General features: G+C 68.5%; 19 protein-coding genes and 1 tRNA gene. 10 read left to right on the top strand and 10 right to left on the bottom strand.

The window, feature by feature from the left end; genetic code table 11:
- Positions 1–286, top strand: a 286-nt coding sequence (locus I5I_RS06275; protein WP_036317702.1) for an NAD(P)H-hydrate dehydratase, incomplete at its 5' end; no start/stop codon positions are given.
- A 4-nt stretch (positions 287–290) separates the two neighbouring features.
- On the opposite strand, the gene I5I_RS06270 is transcribed toward I5I_RS06275, so the two are convergent.
- Entirely contained in the window at positions 291–770 is a 480-nt protein-coding gene (locus I5I_RS06270) for a GNAT family N-acetyltransferase (protein WP_036317715.1), read from the bottom strand.
- Between the two features lie 104 nt (positions 771–874).
- Here I5I_RS06270 and I5I_RS06265 point away from each other — a divergent pair, with 104 nt between their 5' ends.
- Genes I5I_RS06265 through I5I_RS06250 form a run of 4 tightly spaced genes read left to right on the top strand, consistent with a single transcriptional unit; the run spans position 875 to position 4,491 of the window.
- Positions 875–2,293 (top strand): extracellular solute-binding protein, encoded by a 1,419-nt coding sequence (locus I5I_RS06265; RefSeq protein WP_051039507.1) that lies wholly within the window; start codon positions 875–877, stop codon positions 2,291–2,293.
- Complete coding sequence (locus tag I5I_RS06260) at positions 2,290–3,258, top strand: carbohydrate ABC transporter permease (protein ID WP_306305731.1); 969 nt, start codon at positions 2,290–2,292, stop codon at positions 3,256–3,258. Before I5I_RS06265 ends, I5I_RS06260 begins: the two co-directional genes overlap by 4 nt.
- Positions 3,255–4,097, top strand: a complete 843-nt coding sequence (locus tag I5I_RS06255) for a carbohydrate ABC transporter permease (protein ID WP_239640041.1) — start codon at positions 3,255–3,257, stop codon at positions 4,095–4,097. The genes I5I_RS06260 and I5I_RS06255 overlap by 4 nt, the downstream gene beginning before the upstream one ends.
- A gap of 55 nt (positions 4,098–4,152) precedes the next feature.
- Positions 4,153–4,491: a hypothetical protein gene (locus tag I5I_RS06250; protein WP_051039506.1), complete on the top strand. Its 339-nt coding sequence runs from the start codon at positions 4,153–4,155 to the stop codon at positions 4,489–4,491.
- A 13-nt stretch (positions 4,492–4,504) separates the two neighbouring features.
- On the opposite strand, the gene I5I_RS06245 is transcribed toward I5I_RS06250, so the two are convergent.
- A complete protein-coding gene (locus I5I_RS06245) occupies positions 4,505–4,714 on the bottom strand; it encodes a hypothetical protein (protein WP_036317699.1) in 210 nt (69 codons plus the stop codon).
- Positions 4,701–5,045, bottom strand: coding sequence for a DUF7882 family protein (locus I5I_RS06240; RefSeq protein ID WP_036317697.1), 345 nt, complete (start codon positions 5,043–5,045; stop codon positions 4,701–4,703). The genes I5I_RS06245 and I5I_RS06240 overlap by 14 nt, the downstream gene beginning before the upstream one ends.
- A gap of 231 nt (positions 5,046–5,276) precedes the next feature.
- Between I5I_RS06240 and I5I_RS17085 the strand changes: the two genes are divergently transcribed.
- Positions 5,277–5,435, top strand: coding sequence for a hypothetical protein (locus tag I5I_RS17085; RefSeq protein WP_187289919.1), 159 nt, complete (start codon positions 5,277–5,279; stop codon positions 5,433–5,435).
- 6 nt (positions 5,436–5,441) lie between these two features.
- Here the strand turns inward: I5I_RS17085 and I5I_RS06235 are convergent, their stop codons facing one another.
- Both I5I_RS06235 and I5I_RS06230 read right to left on the bottom strand, forming a co-directional pair.
- The gene (locus I5I_RS06235; RefSeq protein ID WP_036317695.1) at positions 5,442–6,614 is read right to left on the bottom strand and encodes an alcohol dehydrogenase catalytic domain-containing protein; all 1,173 of its coding nucleotides are present in this window, start codon (positions 6,612–6,614) and stop codon (positions 5,442–5,444) included.
- A complete protein-coding gene (locus I5I_RS06230; RefSeq protein WP_051039505.1) occupies positions 6,611–6,868 on the bottom strand; it encodes a hypothetical protein in 258 nt (85 codons plus the stop codon). The genes I5I_RS06235 and I5I_RS06230 overlap by 4 nt, the downstream gene beginning before the upstream one ends.
- A 234-nt stretch (positions 6,869–7,102) precedes the next feature.
- On the opposite strand from I5I_RS06230, the gene I5I_RS06225 reads away from it, so the two are divergent.
- Positions 7,103–7,978 carry a manganese catalase family protein gene (locus I5I_RS06225; protein WP_036317693.1) on the top strand — a complete coding sequence of 292 codons (876 nt, stop codon included), beginning with the start codon at positions 7,103–7,105 and terminating at the stop codon, positions 7,976–7,978.
- A gap of 72 nt (positions 7,979–8,050) precedes the next feature.
- Here the strand turns inward: I5I_RS06225 and I5I_RS06220 are convergent, their stop codons facing one another.
- From I5I_RS06220 to I5I_RS06210, 3 genes are all read right to left on the bottom strand, one after another.
- Positions 8,051–8,383, bottom strand: a complete 333-nt coding sequence (locus tag I5I_RS06220) for a DUF7882 family protein (RefSeq protein WP_036317691.1) — start codon at positions 8,381–8,383, stop codon at positions 8,051–8,053.
- A gap of 136 nt (positions 8,384–8,519) precedes the next feature.
- Positions 8,520–9,494, bottom strand: a complete 975-nt coding sequence (locus I5I_RS06215) for a cation transporter (RefSeq protein ID WP_036317689.1) — start codon at positions 9,492–9,494, stop codon at positions 8,520–8,522.
- Positions 9,494–9,934 (bottom strand): hypothetical protein, encoded by a 441-nt coding sequence (locus I5I_RS06210; RefSeq protein ID WP_239640040.1) that lies wholly within the window; start codon positions 9,932–9,934, stop codon positions 9,494–9,496. Before I5I_RS06210 ends, I5I_RS06215 begins: the two co-directional genes overlap by 1 nt.
- 184 nt (positions 9,935–10,118) lie before the next feature.
- Between I5I_RS06210 and I5I_RS06205 the strand changes: the two genes are divergently transcribed.
- Both I5I_RS06205 and I5I_RS06200 read left to right on the top strand, forming a co-directional pair.
- A complete protein-coding gene (locus tag I5I_RS06205) occupies positions 10,119–10,850 on the top strand; it encodes a glycosyltransferase family A protein (RefSeq protein ID WP_036317685.1) in 732 nt (243 codons plus the stop codon).
- Positions 10,851–10,960: 110 nt separating this feature from the next.
- Complete coding sequence (locus I5I_RS06200) at positions 10,961–11,632, top strand: DUF6766 family protein (RefSeq protein ID WP_036317683.1); 672 nt, start codon at positions 10,961–10,963, stop codon at positions 11,630–11,632.
- Between the two features lie 272 nt (positions 11,633–11,904).
- Here I5I_RS06200 and I5I_RS06195 read toward each other — a convergent pair whose 3' ends face one another.
- Positions 11,905–13,212, bottom strand: a complete 1,308-nt coding sequence (locus tag I5I_RS06195) for a cytochrome P450 (protein WP_036317680.1) — start codon at positions 13,210–13,212, stop codon at positions 11,905–11,907.
- Positions 13,213–13,336: 124 nt separating this feature from the next.
- Here I5I_RS06195 and arr point away from each other — a divergent pair, with 124 nt between their 5' ends.
- Positions 13,337–13,759, top strand: coding sequence for an NAD(+)--rifampin ADP-ribosyltransferase (arr, locus tag I5I_RS06190; protein WP_036317677.1), 423 nt, complete (start codon positions 13,337–13,339; stop codon positions 13,757–13,759).
- Between the two features lie 32 nt (positions 13,760–13,791).
- Here arr and I5I_RS06185 read toward each other — a convergent pair.
- Positions 13,792–13,883: transfer RNA gene (locus tag I5I_RS06185), tRNA-Ser, on the bottom strand.
- Between the last annotated feature and the right edge of the window lie 167 nt (positions 13,884–14,050).

Raw genomic sequence — 14,050 nt, 5'->3', positions numbered from 1 at the left:
GACGATCGCCGCATACGGGTTGGTCGGCACGCCGGATGGCGCGCTCCTGTCGGTGGAGGGCGGCGGCCCCGGGCTCGCCACTGCCGGAAGCGGCGACGCCCTCGCCGGTGCGGTCACCGGCTTTCTCGCCCGCGGCCTCCCCTCTGATCGAGCGTGCGCGTGGGCCCTCTGGGCTCACGCCCGCGCGGGCGACCGACTGACCGTCCGACACGGCCTCGGCTTCCTCGCCCGCGAGCTCGTCGGCGAGCTCGCCGATGCCGTCCACGACGTCCAGGGCACCGACTGAGCCGTCAGGACTGCTCGGCGAGCACTTTCCGCAGGAAGACCTGAGCGGTGCCGTCGCCCTGATCGATTCGTTCACTCTCGCGATAGCCGAGACGCTCGTACAGCGCGATGTTCTGCGTGCTCAGCGAGCCGGTGAACAGCTCCGCCCGCCGGCATCCGCTCTCGATCCCCCGCTGCTCAACCGCCTCGAGGAGACGCGAGCCGATGCCCTCCCCCTGCTGGTCGGGCGCGATCGCGATGCGACCCACCAGAAGCACCTCACCATCCGCGACGGCGCGCACGACCCCGACCAGGCGCGACGCGGCGAGTGCGACGCAGCCGAGGTTCTCGCGCAGTTCGAACTCGACTTCCTCCAGGGTCTGCGTCAGCGGCGCCATGTCGGGGTCACCGTAGATGAGCGCCTCCGTGACGAACGCCGCACGCTGAACCGTCAGCACCTCGCCGGCATCGGAGGAGCGGATCGGGCGAATGGTGATGTCAGACACGTGGTCCATCACTACCGCTCGCCGGCGACAGGGTCAACCCCCTCGGTGTGACGCGGCCGGGCTTCTTACGTTCGCCCCACCGCTCACTTGTCGGGAGGACCGCCATGAACCCCACCACTGCTCCCCGCCGTCGCACGCGCGGCAACACCACTCTCCGGCGACGGACGGTCGCGATCGCGGCGCTCACGACCGTCGGCATCCTCCCGTCCTGCGCCGTCGGAACGGGGGGCGCGACCTCGACCGACGCCACCTACGACAGCGAGGCGACCGTGTCCGGCTCCCTCAGCGTCATGGGCTTCTCCGGCGTCGACGAGGTCGCCACCACGCGGATGGATCTCGCCAAGAAGGCGCTCGGCGGCGTCACCGTGACGCTCACCGAGGGTGATCTCGACCTACAGCAGTTCCTCTCGGCGATCGCGTCAGGAAAACCGCCGTCCCTCGTCTATGCCGACCGCAGCCAGATCGGTTCCCTCGCGGCACGGGGCGCGATCCTCCCCCTCGACGCCTGCATCTCGGGAGAGGGGATCGACACGTCCGCCTTCGTCCCGTCGGCGCTGGCGCAGGTGACCCTCAACGGTCATGTCTACGGCATCCCGGAGTTCAACAGTGTGCAGCTGACGATGGCCAACGCCGACCTGTTGGCCGGAGCGGGCCTGAACCTCGATGACGTCAACGGCTCCGACTGGCAGAAGCTGAGCGCCGCCAGCCGCGCCCTCGCCAGCTCCGCCGGCGGACGCACCGTCATCGGCTTCGACAGCAAACTCCCGGAGTTCCTCCCCCTGTGGGCGAAAGCCAACGGTGCCGACCTGCTGTCGGCCGATGGGCGCACGGCGAGACTCGACGACCCCGCCGTCGTCGAAGCGCTGCAGTGGGCGGTGTCGATCTACGACGACCAGGGCGGCTTCAGCGCCGTCAAGGCGGCACGCGACTCCGCCGACTTCTTCGGGGCCGGCAATCAGTTCGCCACCGGCGCCCTCGGTGCGATGCCGATGGAGCAGTGGTACATCAACGTGCTTGCTGACGTCTCCGCGGGCGCGCCCCTCGCCTTCGACACAGTACGAGCCCGAGACGGCCGCCCCCTCGCCTTCGCGTCCGGCTCCGCGTGGGCGATCCCCGCCGGCAGCGACAATCCGGGGGCCGCGTGCCGGTGGGCGCGCGTGATGACGTCGACCGACGCATGGACGGCGGCGGCGACCGCGCGTCGGGACGCACGCGCCGCCGAGGGCAAGCCCTTCACCGGCATCCTGACCGGCAACCTCCGCGCCGACCAGGACATCCAGGCGATGGTGGCTCCCGGCGGCGAGCCGTGGCGGACGGCCGTCGCCAAGATGTACGAGGCCAACGCAGCCGCGTTCTCGCTGCCGGCAAACCCCGCGGATGCCGAGTTCACCACGGCGATGAAGGACGCGGTGAACGCGGTGCTCAACGGGCAGAAGAACCCCGCCGACGCCCTGCGTGACGCGCAGGGGACGGCACAGGCCGCGCTCGATGCGGCGTGGGCGAAGCTGGACGCCTCGAGGTGAGCCGACCGCACCTGCAACGGACCCGCGCCGCGGGGGACGAGGACCCCCGGCGCGCGAGCCGCAGGCGCGCGTCCCGACGAAATCTCGGCAGCGCCCTGCTGTTCCTCTCCCCCTGGCTCATCGGCTTCGCCGTCTTCACGGCGTGGCCGCTGCTGTACAGCGCATACCTGTCGCTCACCGACTACGACGTCATCAACGACCCCGCTTTCGTCGGGCTCGACAACTATCGCGCACTGTTCGCCGACCCCAAGGTCGCGCTCGCTCTGGGCAACACCGCGGTGTACACCCTCGTGCAGGTGCCATTGTCCATCGTGGTCGCGCTCGCGCTCGCCCTCCTGCTCTCGCGCGCGGGGCGCAGCGCGGGCTTTTTCCGCACGATGTTCTTCCTGCCGAAGATGACACCGCCTGTGGCCGTCGGCATCCTCTTCCTGCTGCTGTTCAACGGACAGAACGGTCTCATCAACTCGGCGCTGAGGTTGGTCGGCATCGTCGGCCCGGCATGGACGACCGACCCCGCCTGGGTCAAGCCCGGCCTCGTCATCATGAGCCTGTGGACGGTCGGCGCGACCGTCATCATTCTTCTCGCGGCACTGCAGGGCGTCCCCGAGGAACTCTACGAATCGGCGCGCCTCGACGGTGCGGGATTCTGGCGACAGTCCTGGAGCGTGACGATTCCGTTGATCAGTCCCGCCCTGTTCTTCGTCGTCATCGTGAACACGATCGCGGGACTGCAGACCTTCGACGAGGCCTACACGGCGTTCTTCGGTGCGGGGAACACGACCTACAGCAATGACGCGGCGCTGTTCTACGTGATCTACCTCTTCCAGCAGGCTTTCCAGTTCCTGCACATGGGCTACGCCTCTTCGATGGCATGGTTGCTGTTCGCGATCATCCTGGTGGTGACCGCAGCCCAGCTGCTGATCTCGCGACGACTGGTCTACGCCGAGGGCGAGGCGTCGCGGTGACGCGGCGGCACGAGAGCCGCATTGGCTCGACGGCGCGGGTCGCGCTGCTCGTCGCGCTCACGGTGCTGTTCGCCTATCCGTTCATCTGGCTCGTCAGTGCCTCGTTCAAGCCGCGTGGTGAGGTGTTCGACAACCACCTCATCCCCGAGCACTTCACGCTTCAGAACTACGTGAGCGTCTGGACGGAGGCCCCCATCGGACTGTGGCTCCTGAACACCGTCGTGGTCACGGTGCTCGCCGCCGCGGCCGTGACGCTGACCTCGGCGATGGTGGCGTGGGGCTTCGCGTATTACCGCTTCCGTGGACGATCGGCGTTGTTCGGGCTCGTCCTGGCGAGCATGATGCTGCCGGGCGCGGTGACGATGATCCCGACCTTCCTCATCTGGAACTCGCTCGGGCTGGTCGGAACACTCGTTCCGCTCTGGGGTCAGAACCTCTTCGCCAGCGCGTTCTACGTCTTCCTCATCCGGCAGTTCATGCTGACCCTCCCCCGTGAACTCTTCGATGCGGCGCGCGTGGACGGAGCCGGTCCGTGGACCGTCTTCCGTCGCATCACACTGCCGTTGAGTAGGCCCGCGCTCGCGGTGACACTCGTCTTCGAGGTGCAGGCCGTCTGGACGGACCTGATGCGGGGCCTCATCTACCTACGCGACTCGTCGACCTTCACGATCCCCCGCGGTCTCAAGTCCCTCGTGGACGCGTACGGCTTCGGCGGCGAGTGGCACTGGGAGATCATCGTGACGGCGAGCGTCGTGGCCACCGTGCCCATGATCATCGTCTTCTTCGTCGGACAGAAGCAGATCGTGAGGGGCATCGCCACGAGTGGGCTAAAGGGCTGATGAGGTGACGTCAACCCCCCTAGCCCGCGCGCCCGGCGCCAATAGCGTGCACGACATGAAACGAGTCACGTACGCCGACAAGACCCTCCTGATGGGGACGGACGCCGCGGAGGCGCTGATGGAGTACGCCCGCGTGCTGGCGCACACCGGCGCGGCCGATTCGGTGACCCTGCGTTGCTTCAGCACCGACGGCGACGCCGTGCAGGCGACGTTCCTGCTCCACGCACACACGGCACTGCTCGTGGAGTCGACCTATTCGGAGGTCGGTGCACCGGATAACAGCGACGCGGTCGCCGAGCTGCGCGACCGCATCGATCGCACATGGCGCCCGGAGAGCGGCGGCGAAGAGGCGGCCCCGTGGTCTTCGGCATCCGACGACCTGGGCGATCTGTAAGCGGCGCGATGGCTCAGGGCGCGTCGTCGGGGATCGGCACCAGAGCGATGGGCACGCCCGCCGCAACCCACAGGTAGGCGTCGCGGCGGGCGCCTTCGCCATCGTTCACGAGGAGCCACCCCCCGGAAGCCGCGGCACGCTCCACCTCATGCTGCACCTCGGCGAGGGCGCGGCCTCCGACGCTGTACAGGTTGCCTCCGTAATGAACGTCAATCCGCTTCATGGTCGCCTCGCAGGGCTTCGACGAGGGTGGAGTCCTCGGGGGGTTCGGAGACCGGATAGAGGCCGGTCGGCGAATTGGCCGTGTAGATGAGCGCCTCGACCCACGCGCGATTGATGGCGGGGCGCCGGCTGCCGTAGAACTTGTAGACAAGGGAGACGCGCGGGTGCATCCACACCATCGTGCGCCCGTCACCGATGCTCGAGTCATCGCGCCACGTGAAGTGAAAAGCCTCGCCGCGACGCAGCTTGGCCCCGATCACGACCTGCAGATGCGCCAACAGCCGATCGTCGAAGTCGACCTTGATCGTCGAGTCATAGATGAACTCTCCCATACGATCCTCTCCTACGGCGCCGCGTCGGCGGCCGACGAGCGCAGTCGCGCCCAACCGGCACACGCTCGCACACGCGCGCCGCTCACCGGGCGGGGGTTGACAAACCGGCCGCCCCCTGCCATCGGCCCGCGCAGCCGGAGGGTACGCCCCGATCGAGCCGGTGTCGACCCCCGTGGCAACCCTTCCCGATGCTGCGACGGTGAGCGCACGGCAACGGAAAGGAGCACGCACATGAGTGACAACCAACCCCCGCACAACACACAGGGCGTACCGGACGAGGACATGGAGGCCGACACCGCCTCGGGCGGCGCCCCTGAGGAGCCGGACTCCATCGACCTGCCAGACACGACGGACGACGAGGACCGGCCCGTCGACAACCCGTCGGGCTGAGTCCGGTCACGGCCGGAGGACGACCTTGATGCAGCCGTCCTCTTTCCGCTGGAAGAGTTCGTAGTATGCGGCCGCCTCGCTGAGGCTCGGACGATGGGTGACCAGGTCTTCGGTGCCCAGCGGGTCGGCCGCATCCTCGACGAGCGGCAGCAGCGTCTCGGTCCACCGTCGCACGTTGCACTGGCCCATCCGCAACGTCACCTGCTTGTCGAACAGGGTCTTCATGGGCATCGGGTCCGCCTCCCCGGCGTAGACCCCGCTGATGGATACCGTGCCGCCGCGGCGAACCATCTGAATCGCGCTCGTGAGTGCCGCAGTCCGGTCGAGTCCCGCGGCCTCCATGAGCGGCTGGGCGAGTCCTGACGGCAGCGCGCCGATGACGTGGTGCGCCGCGCTGACCAGCGGATTGCCGTGTGCCTCCATGCCCACGGCATCCACGACACCATCCGCGCCGCGCCCCGCCGTCGCTGCGAGCACGACGTCGACCGCGCCGTCCGGATCGATCGCACGGATGCCGTGGCGCTCGGCCATGGCGCGGCGCTCGAGCACGGGCTCGACGGCGATGACGTCGTAGCCGAGGTGGCGCCCTATCCGGGCAGCGAACTGGCCGACCGGCCCGAGACCGACGACGACGAGGCTGCCACCGTCGGGAACGTGGGCATATTCCACGCCCTGCCAGGCCGTAGGCAGGATGTCGCTGAGGAACAGATAGCGCTCGTCGGGCAGGTCCCCCTCGACCACGATCGCGTTCTCGTCCGCCAACGGCATCCGCAGCAGTTCCGCCTGCCCACCGGGCACCTGTCCGTACATCTTGGTGTAGCCGTAGAGCGCCGCACCGGAGCCGTACTCGCGCACCTGCGTGCGCTCGCACTGCGACTGCAGTCCGCGCACGCACATGAAGCACGTGCCGCACGCGATCGTGAACGGCACGACCACACGCATGCCCGGCCGAAGCCGATGCACACCCGCCCCGACCTCGACGACGACCCCCATCGTCTCGTGACCGAGAATGTCGCCGCGGTCCAGGTACGGCCCGAACAGCTCGTACAGGTGCAGGTCGGAACCGCAGATCGCCGTCGAGGTGACTCGGATGATCGCGTCGGTGGGGTCCTCGATCCGCGGGTCGGGTACGTCTTCGACGCTGAGCCGCCGACGACCCTGCCACGTGAGCGCCCTCATGCGTCGACCCCTTCGATGCCCGCCGTCACCCGCGCGGCGAGGGCGGTGGCCGCCTCGGCGAGCAGTTCTCCGAGCGAGTCATATGTCGCATTGCTGAGATCGTCGTGGATCCAGGTGATCTCGTAGCGACCGCCGCGCCGTTCGATGTACGCGACGAGGCTGTCCGCATCGGCGGAATCGACATTGCGGTCGCACAGGCGCCACGCCCCGTCGTCGATCGGCTCGAGGCTCAGCTGGTGGTTCTCGCGGTTCATGGCTTCTCCGTCATTGTCTGGGGTGTCACGCTGTGCCCCACGGTGCCCCTGCGGATGCGGTCCGCTCAGGGGCTTGACGGGCTCGGCATACGCGGGTACGCCACGCGCGCGGGCCACGGGCCGGCCCAACGGTCAACCCCCCTGGGGATCCCGGCGTCGCACGCCTACCGTGTCGGACGCGGTGAGGGCGCACCAGCGCCGCTCAGCGATCCGCGTTCGCAGAGAGGAGTCAGGATGTTCTTCCACCGACAGGAGCTGCAGTTCGCGGCGACACCGGAAAAGCCCGACGCGATCTTCGCCCGACGCATGCAGGAGGTGCTCGGCGGGCAGTACGGCGAGATCACCGTCGCGATGCAATACGGATTCCAGGCTTGGAACTGCCACCTTCCGGGCAAGTACCGTGATCTGCTCTACGGCATCGGCGCAGAGGAGTTCGGCCACGTCGAGATGCTGGCGATCATGATCGCGCAGCTGCTCGAGAAGGCACCCGTCGAGCAGTGCGAGGCGGCCGCGGCATCCGATCCGGTGCTGGGAGCCGTCATCGGGGGCATGGACGTGCAGGCGGCGATCGTCGCGGGTGCCGGCGTGCGCCCCGTCGACAGCAACGGCAACCCCTGGCAGGGCTCATACGTGACGGCCAGCGGCAACCTCCTCGCCGACGTCACCGCCAACGCGAATGCCGAGATGCAGGGGCGGCTGCAGGTCGCGCGCATCTACGAAATGACCGATGACCACGGCGTGCGGGACATGCTGTCGTTCTTGCTCGCGCGCGACACGATGCACCAGAACCAGTGGATCCGTGCGGCCCAAGAGCTGCGGGAAGAAGGAGTGGAGGACCTGCCGGTGCCGTCGAACTTCCCCCTCTCGAACGAAGCGCGAGAGCACGCCTACGACTACATCAACTTCTCTGATGGCGGTTCGGCGGCCGACGGCGCGTGGGCCTCGGGGCCGACGCCGGACGGACGCGGCGAGTTCCGCTACCTCGATGCTCCCGACACGTCCGCGCCGATGCCGCCGCCCACGCAGCCCGACCCGCGGTTCTTCGGCACGGATGCGAAGCCGAACATCATCGACAAGGCGGAGGGCGTGGTGCGCGACCTTCTGCCGTAGCCGGGGGGGGAGACGCGGGGGCCGCCCGGGCGACGGCCCCCGCATCTGCCCTGCGCACGGCGCCGGTTGCGTTCAGGCCATCGAATCGTCCTCGTCGGCGACCATCAGTTCCGCCGGCTCGGGAACCAGGTACAGCCCCGTCGGTGCGTTCGCCGTGTGTGCCAGCGCTTCGACCCACGTCCGATTGAGCGACGGGGTGCGACTGCCGTAGTACTTGAAGGACAGCGGGACGGCCGGGTTGAGCCACACGGACGTGCGGCCGTCGCCGATGCTCGCATCGTCACGCCACGTGAAGACGAACGACTCGTTCCGGCGCAGCTTGTTCGAGATCACGAGCTGCAGATGCGCGAGCGCACGGTCTTCGATGTCGACCCGAGGGCCGGTTTGGTAGGTGAACTTGCCCATAACGGACTCCCTCGTGACGCCACCGCCTCCCCGCGGTCCGTGGCTGGGGCACGACTACTCGGTGAGAGAGGACAGCATGCGTCGGTGATCTTCCACGCTCGTCGCCGCGCGCCCCGGCCGCAAGGGGGCTTGACAATCACCGCATCGACTCCGAAGGAAGAGCCGTCAGCGGCACGATGAGCACGTCCTGCACCTTCCAATCCAACGCCGTGAGGCGTTCGCGGGTGTGCTCGATGTCGTCGACACGCACACGCGGACGCGCGGGAACGACGAAGACCTCCACGTGGAAGACCTGTCCCATATCGCGCATCCGCACCGACGCCTCGCGCACCCAGCGCTCGCCCTCCACGGCGCGAACGATCCGCCCGATGAGCGGATGCGGGTGAGCGTCGTCGTGGGTGAGCGCCCGCTGGTCCATGAGGTCCAGCACCGCCGAGCGGGTGTTGGTGACGCCGTCCCACACGATGCCGAGCGAGATGAACAGGGCCGCCACACCGTCGAGCCACCACAGCCCGACCCCGATGCCGAGCACACCGACGACGGAGGCGACCGTCGTGGTCCAATCGGCCTTCGACATGTCGGCATCCGCGTAGAGCACCTTGTTGTGCAGCTGCGGTGCGAGCTTGGCCTTCGCGCGCCCGTAGAAGAACGGCCCTGGGACGACGAGGATCATCACCGCGACCATGAACCACCCCAGCCACACGGTGTGCCCGAACAGCCGGACCGTGCCGATCGCGGGATGCTCCCCCGCGAGCAATCCGATCACGGATTCCACCGCGAGGTTGCCGCCGATTCCGAGCAGCGCGACCCCGGCGACGAGATGACCGACGCCCATGACCCGATGAAAACCGAAGGGGAATCGCCTCGTCGGCGGTCGACGGATGAACAGGAGGGAGAGGAGGAAGGCGACCTGCGGGATGAGCGAGAGCATGTCTTCGATCCACGCCGTCTTCATGGCTTGCGACTCGCCCACGACGAGGGCGATCAGCACGATCGTCACCGACGTGTAGGCGATCGTGAACCACTCCCAGCGCACCGCGCTGCGCAAGGCCGCCTGCTGTTCGGGCGGCAGGTCGGTGCGCCCCATCCGTGTGACGGCGAGCGCGGTCATCACGTGCCGACCTTGTCGTCGAGGTATCCCTCGAGAGCGCTCTGAAGGGCATTCTCTCCCATCGGCAGAAGGATGACGACCTCGCGGCCCTCGGGCGACAGCGCGGGATACGAGCGCGTCACGGAGACGCGCTCCGACCATGGGGTCTGCTCGGTCATGCCGCCGATCGCAAGATCGAGGCGACCGTTCTCCAGACCGTCGACGAGTTCTTCCTCGCTGCCGACCGTCCACACGACATGGGCATCGCGGCTGGCCGCGAACCCGTTCACGGCAACGGCGATCGATCCGGAGATCTCATTGCCGTCGACGGACACGAGACCGGCCGCCGGCGAGGCTCCCACCCGCAGATCGCCACCGCTGATGCGCTCGAGGGTGCCGTCGGGATCGGCGGGGATGCGGATGCCACAGCCGGAGAGGACGAGCATCAGAGCGAAGACCACCGTCGCAAAGGCCGGTCGTGATGGTCGAGTCCTTGTCATACCGAGACGCTACGAGCGCGTCCAGACGCCGACGAAGGGACTTGACAAGCGTGCCGGCTACCGTCAGCCGCGGTCCCCGTCAACCCTCTCGGCCGGCACCGGCACGGTTTTCTAACGTGCCGTCGTCCACCCCGAAGGAGGGTCCATGTCCAGAGTCAGCATCGTCATCCCCGTAAAGGACGACGCCGCGATGCTCACACGCTGCCTCGCCGCGTTGGCGAAGCAGAGTGTCATTCCCCACGAGGTCATCGTCGTCGACAACGCCTCGCGCGACGCGTCTGCGGCGGTCGCCGCGATCGCCGGCGTGCGGGTCATCCGAGAAGATCGTCCGGGCATCCCGGCTGCCAGCGCAGCGGGCTACGACGCGTGTGAAGGCGAGGTCATCGGCCGGTTGGACGCCGACTCGGTTCCGGCACCCGACTGGGTGGAGCGTCTCGTCCTCGCCTTCGATGCTGAACCCGGTGTCGCCGCGATCACGGGCGGTGCCGCGTTCATCGACGGGCCGCGGATGCTGCGGTCCGTTCTCGCACGCCTCTACCTCGGTGCCTACGTGCTCACGCTCGCGCCCGTGCTCGGCCACGTTCCGCTCTTCGGGTCCAACATGGCGATGCGCGCCACCGCCTGGCGGGCGGTATCGGACGCGGTGCACCGTGAGGATGCCGAGGTCCACGACGATCTGGACCTCTCCTTCCACCTCGGACTGTGCGCGCGGGTGCGGTGGGTGCGGTGTCTCCACGTGGGCATCTCGTCGAGACCCTTCTCGGGTCCTCGCGACATCGGCCGCCGCATCCGTCGGGGCGCGCACACGGTGGTTGTGCATCGACTCGACGAGCTTCCGCCGCTGCGATGGCACCGACGCGTTCGCGGGGTCCGCTGATGAGCGAACGCAAAGAACCGGGGGTGCGTGCCGTGTTCTGGATCTGGATCGGGCTGATCGCCACAGGCCTGGTGGTCATGAGCGCAATTCCTCTGATGGGACGCTGAACAATGCGCCGACTCTTCAGAAGCAATGGGCTCAGCCTCGTGTTCCTAGCCTTGTTCCTCGCCGCGCTGATCGCCCAGTCGATCGCGGGATGGGCCGACCAGGCGGAGGAGCTCGCGGCCCACGGCCGCCCCGCTATCGGATACATCGCCTACATCTCTTCATCAACGTTCGCCGTCGATGTCGCGGAGAACTGGCAGTCCGAGTTCCTTCAGTTCTTCCTCTACATCCTCGCCACCGTCTGGCTCGTGCAGAAGGGCTCGCCGGAGTCGAAAGCACCTGCTGAGGCCGGCCTCGGCGATGCGGCCACGCAGCGGATCGCCCCTTTCGCCGACAGTGAAAGTCCGCGGTGGGCGCGCTCCCGCGGCGTGCGGCTCTGGCTGCTGTCCAACTCGCTCCTCTTGGTGATGGGTGCCGTTTTCCTCGGATCGTGGTTCGCCCAGTCGCTCGCCGGGCAGGTCGTCGCCAATGACGAGAACCGGGAGCACGGTCTGCCGCCGCTCACGTGGCTCGACTACGTGTGCTCACCGGAATTCTGGAGTCGCACCTTGCAGAACTGGCAATCCGAGTTTCTGGCGGTCGGTGCCATGGTGGTGTTCAGCGTCTACCTGCGCCAACGCGGCTCGAGCCAGTCGAAGCCGGTGGGCGCGGCGCACATGGCGACCGGCGAGAAGTGAAGAGTCCGCCTCGCGCGCGGATGATCGCGCACGACGGCACCGACGTCAACGGGGTGCCTGCTTCTGCCGCTCGGCGGTGAGGTGGACCGGTCCGACAACGGGCACTGATCGAAAGGAGACGACATGTCCGACACGAACCCCGGCCAGTTCGGAAACCGGAGCGACACGGAGGAGCAGGCCCGTAAGGGCGGCGAGAACAGCGGCGGCAACCGCAACGACTGATCGCTCGGGTCCGACGGGGAGGTGCCCTCTGGGGCCCTCCCCGTCGGCCGTCACCGTCGATGCAACGGGCACGACGCACCCGCAGCGCGCACGCGAGCGCCGGAGGCGGGCTTCGTCGGCAGCCGTCGGCGGTTGACACGCAGGCCAGATCCGCAGATCGTCACAGAGGGGTCACTGAGCACCGCGACCGCCGCGGCGAGACCGACGATCGCGAGTTTCTCACCGGGGCAACGGTGCCCCGCGCGCACGTCGCCGCCGCCATGCGGCACGAACGCGGCAATCGCCTCGTAATCGTCCAGATCCACGAAGCGCGAAGGGTCGAAGAGGTCCGCGTCGGCCCATGACGCGGCATCCGTGTCGGTTCCGAGAATGTCGAGCACGACGCGACCGCCGGCCTCGATGCTCGTGCCGTCGAGTTCGACCCGCGATCTCGCCCGTCCCGGCAGCACCGGAACGAACGGTGCCGTGCGGCGCACCTCCTGCGCGAACGCGGTCGCGTACCTTCCGCCGATGATGCTGCCGCGCGCAGCGCACTCCGCAGCGATGCGCTCACGCCACTCGGGACGGTCGTGCAGTTCCTTGGCCGCAAACGCGACGAAGCGCGACACCGCGATCATCGGTCGGAGCACGTTCTGCAGTTCGACGCCTGCCGTCCGGGGCCTCAGCAGGGCGCCCTGGCCGTCACGATGCCACGCCCAGGCGTGGAGCGCCGTGCCGGCCGCGGGATGGGACCGCCCCTCCCGAACGGCCATGATGAGCCGCTCTGCGAGCCGGTCGGAACGCCACCTGTGCCACACCGCCCTCGCGTAGGCCGGGGAGTACGGCGCGCCGAACCCGTCGACGATCTGCGCGAGCCGGTGCGACCACCGTGTTCGGGCCGCGGACGTGCCACCGAGACCCGACCATGCCATCACCGCACGGCCGAGCGCGGCGACGGCGGCGTCGTAGGCCGTCCGCCGACCGCCGGAGCGCCAGGCGTCGAGCTCGCCCTGCCACTCCCGCTCCAACAGTGGCAGCAGTCGCTGCACCTCGGCATCCTCGTAGGCGACGTCGACGAACGTCGCCTTGCGATGGCGATGCGCGGCGCCGTCGAGGCTGTGCACGGAGCCGTGGCCGAACAAGGTCTCCTGAACCAGTGCCGGCATCGCTCCGTGTCGGGCGATGCGCGCCTCGTCGTAGAAGAGCGCCACGCCCTCCTCACCGCGCACGAGCACCGCCTCGTGGCCGAGAAGACGCAGGGGAGCCGAGCGCGCCAGCGGGGCTACCCGCGCCCAGATGTGCGGGGCGAATCCGTAGCCGCGAAGGAGCAGTCCGGGAGCGTCGTCGATCAACGGTCGCAAGATCCTGGCGATAGTCATGCTCGTCACCGTGCAGGCGCCCGGGGGTATCGTCAGCGGGGATGACAGCGGGCGTCGCGTCTGGTAGCGCGCCCGCCGTCTGCATCCCGTTCCGCGCGCGCCGCCCGCGACTTACGCTGACAGCATGAGCGCAGCCGACGAGACAGGTCCCTTCTTCCACGGCACGGTCGCCGACCTGCACCCGGGCGACCTCCTGAGCCCGGGGTTTCGATCGAACTATCGACCCGAGGTCGTGATGAACCACATCTACTTCACCGCGCTGCTGCCCGGCGCCGGCCTCGCGGCCGAGCTCGCCGCCGACCTCGCCGCCGACGGCCGCGCTCCTCGCGTGTACCTCGTCGAGCCGACAGGTGCCTTCGAGGACGATCCGAACGTCACCGACAAGAAGTTCCCCGGAAACCCGACCCGCTCCTACCGCAGCGCGCAGGCGTTGCGTGTGGTCGAGGAGGTCGCGGACTGGCCGCGGCTGACGCCGGAGGAGCGGCGGCTGTGGCGCGAGCGCATCACGTCCCGACCGCCCGAGGAGCGCGGCGAGATCATCAACTGACGGGGAGCGTACCGCCGCAGCGAAAGGGAAGGTGGCGGAGACGGAGGGATTTGAACCCTCGGTCCCCGTAAGGGGACTCCACCTTAGCAGGGTGGTGCACTAGGCCTGACTATGCGACGTCTCCAGGCGTTCTTCGGCCGGGGCCGCGCGAACGCACCCCGCAATCATAACGGGTTCGCACCGCACTGCCGAACCGGATGCCGCCGCATCCGGTCGATGGCACGATCAGCGCTGGGCGACGGTGCAAGTCACCTGGGCCGCGGTCTGCCCGGTGATCGACGACGGCAGCTG

Origin of the sequence: Microbacterium sp. B24 (assembly GCF_000333415.1) — a bacterium.
Taxonomy (GTDB): Bacteria; Actinomycetota; Actinomycetes; order Actinomycetales; family Microbacteriaceae; genus Microbacterium.
Note: the sequence above shows the minus strand (reverse complement) of the source record. Positions and strands in the feature narration are given on the sequence as shown.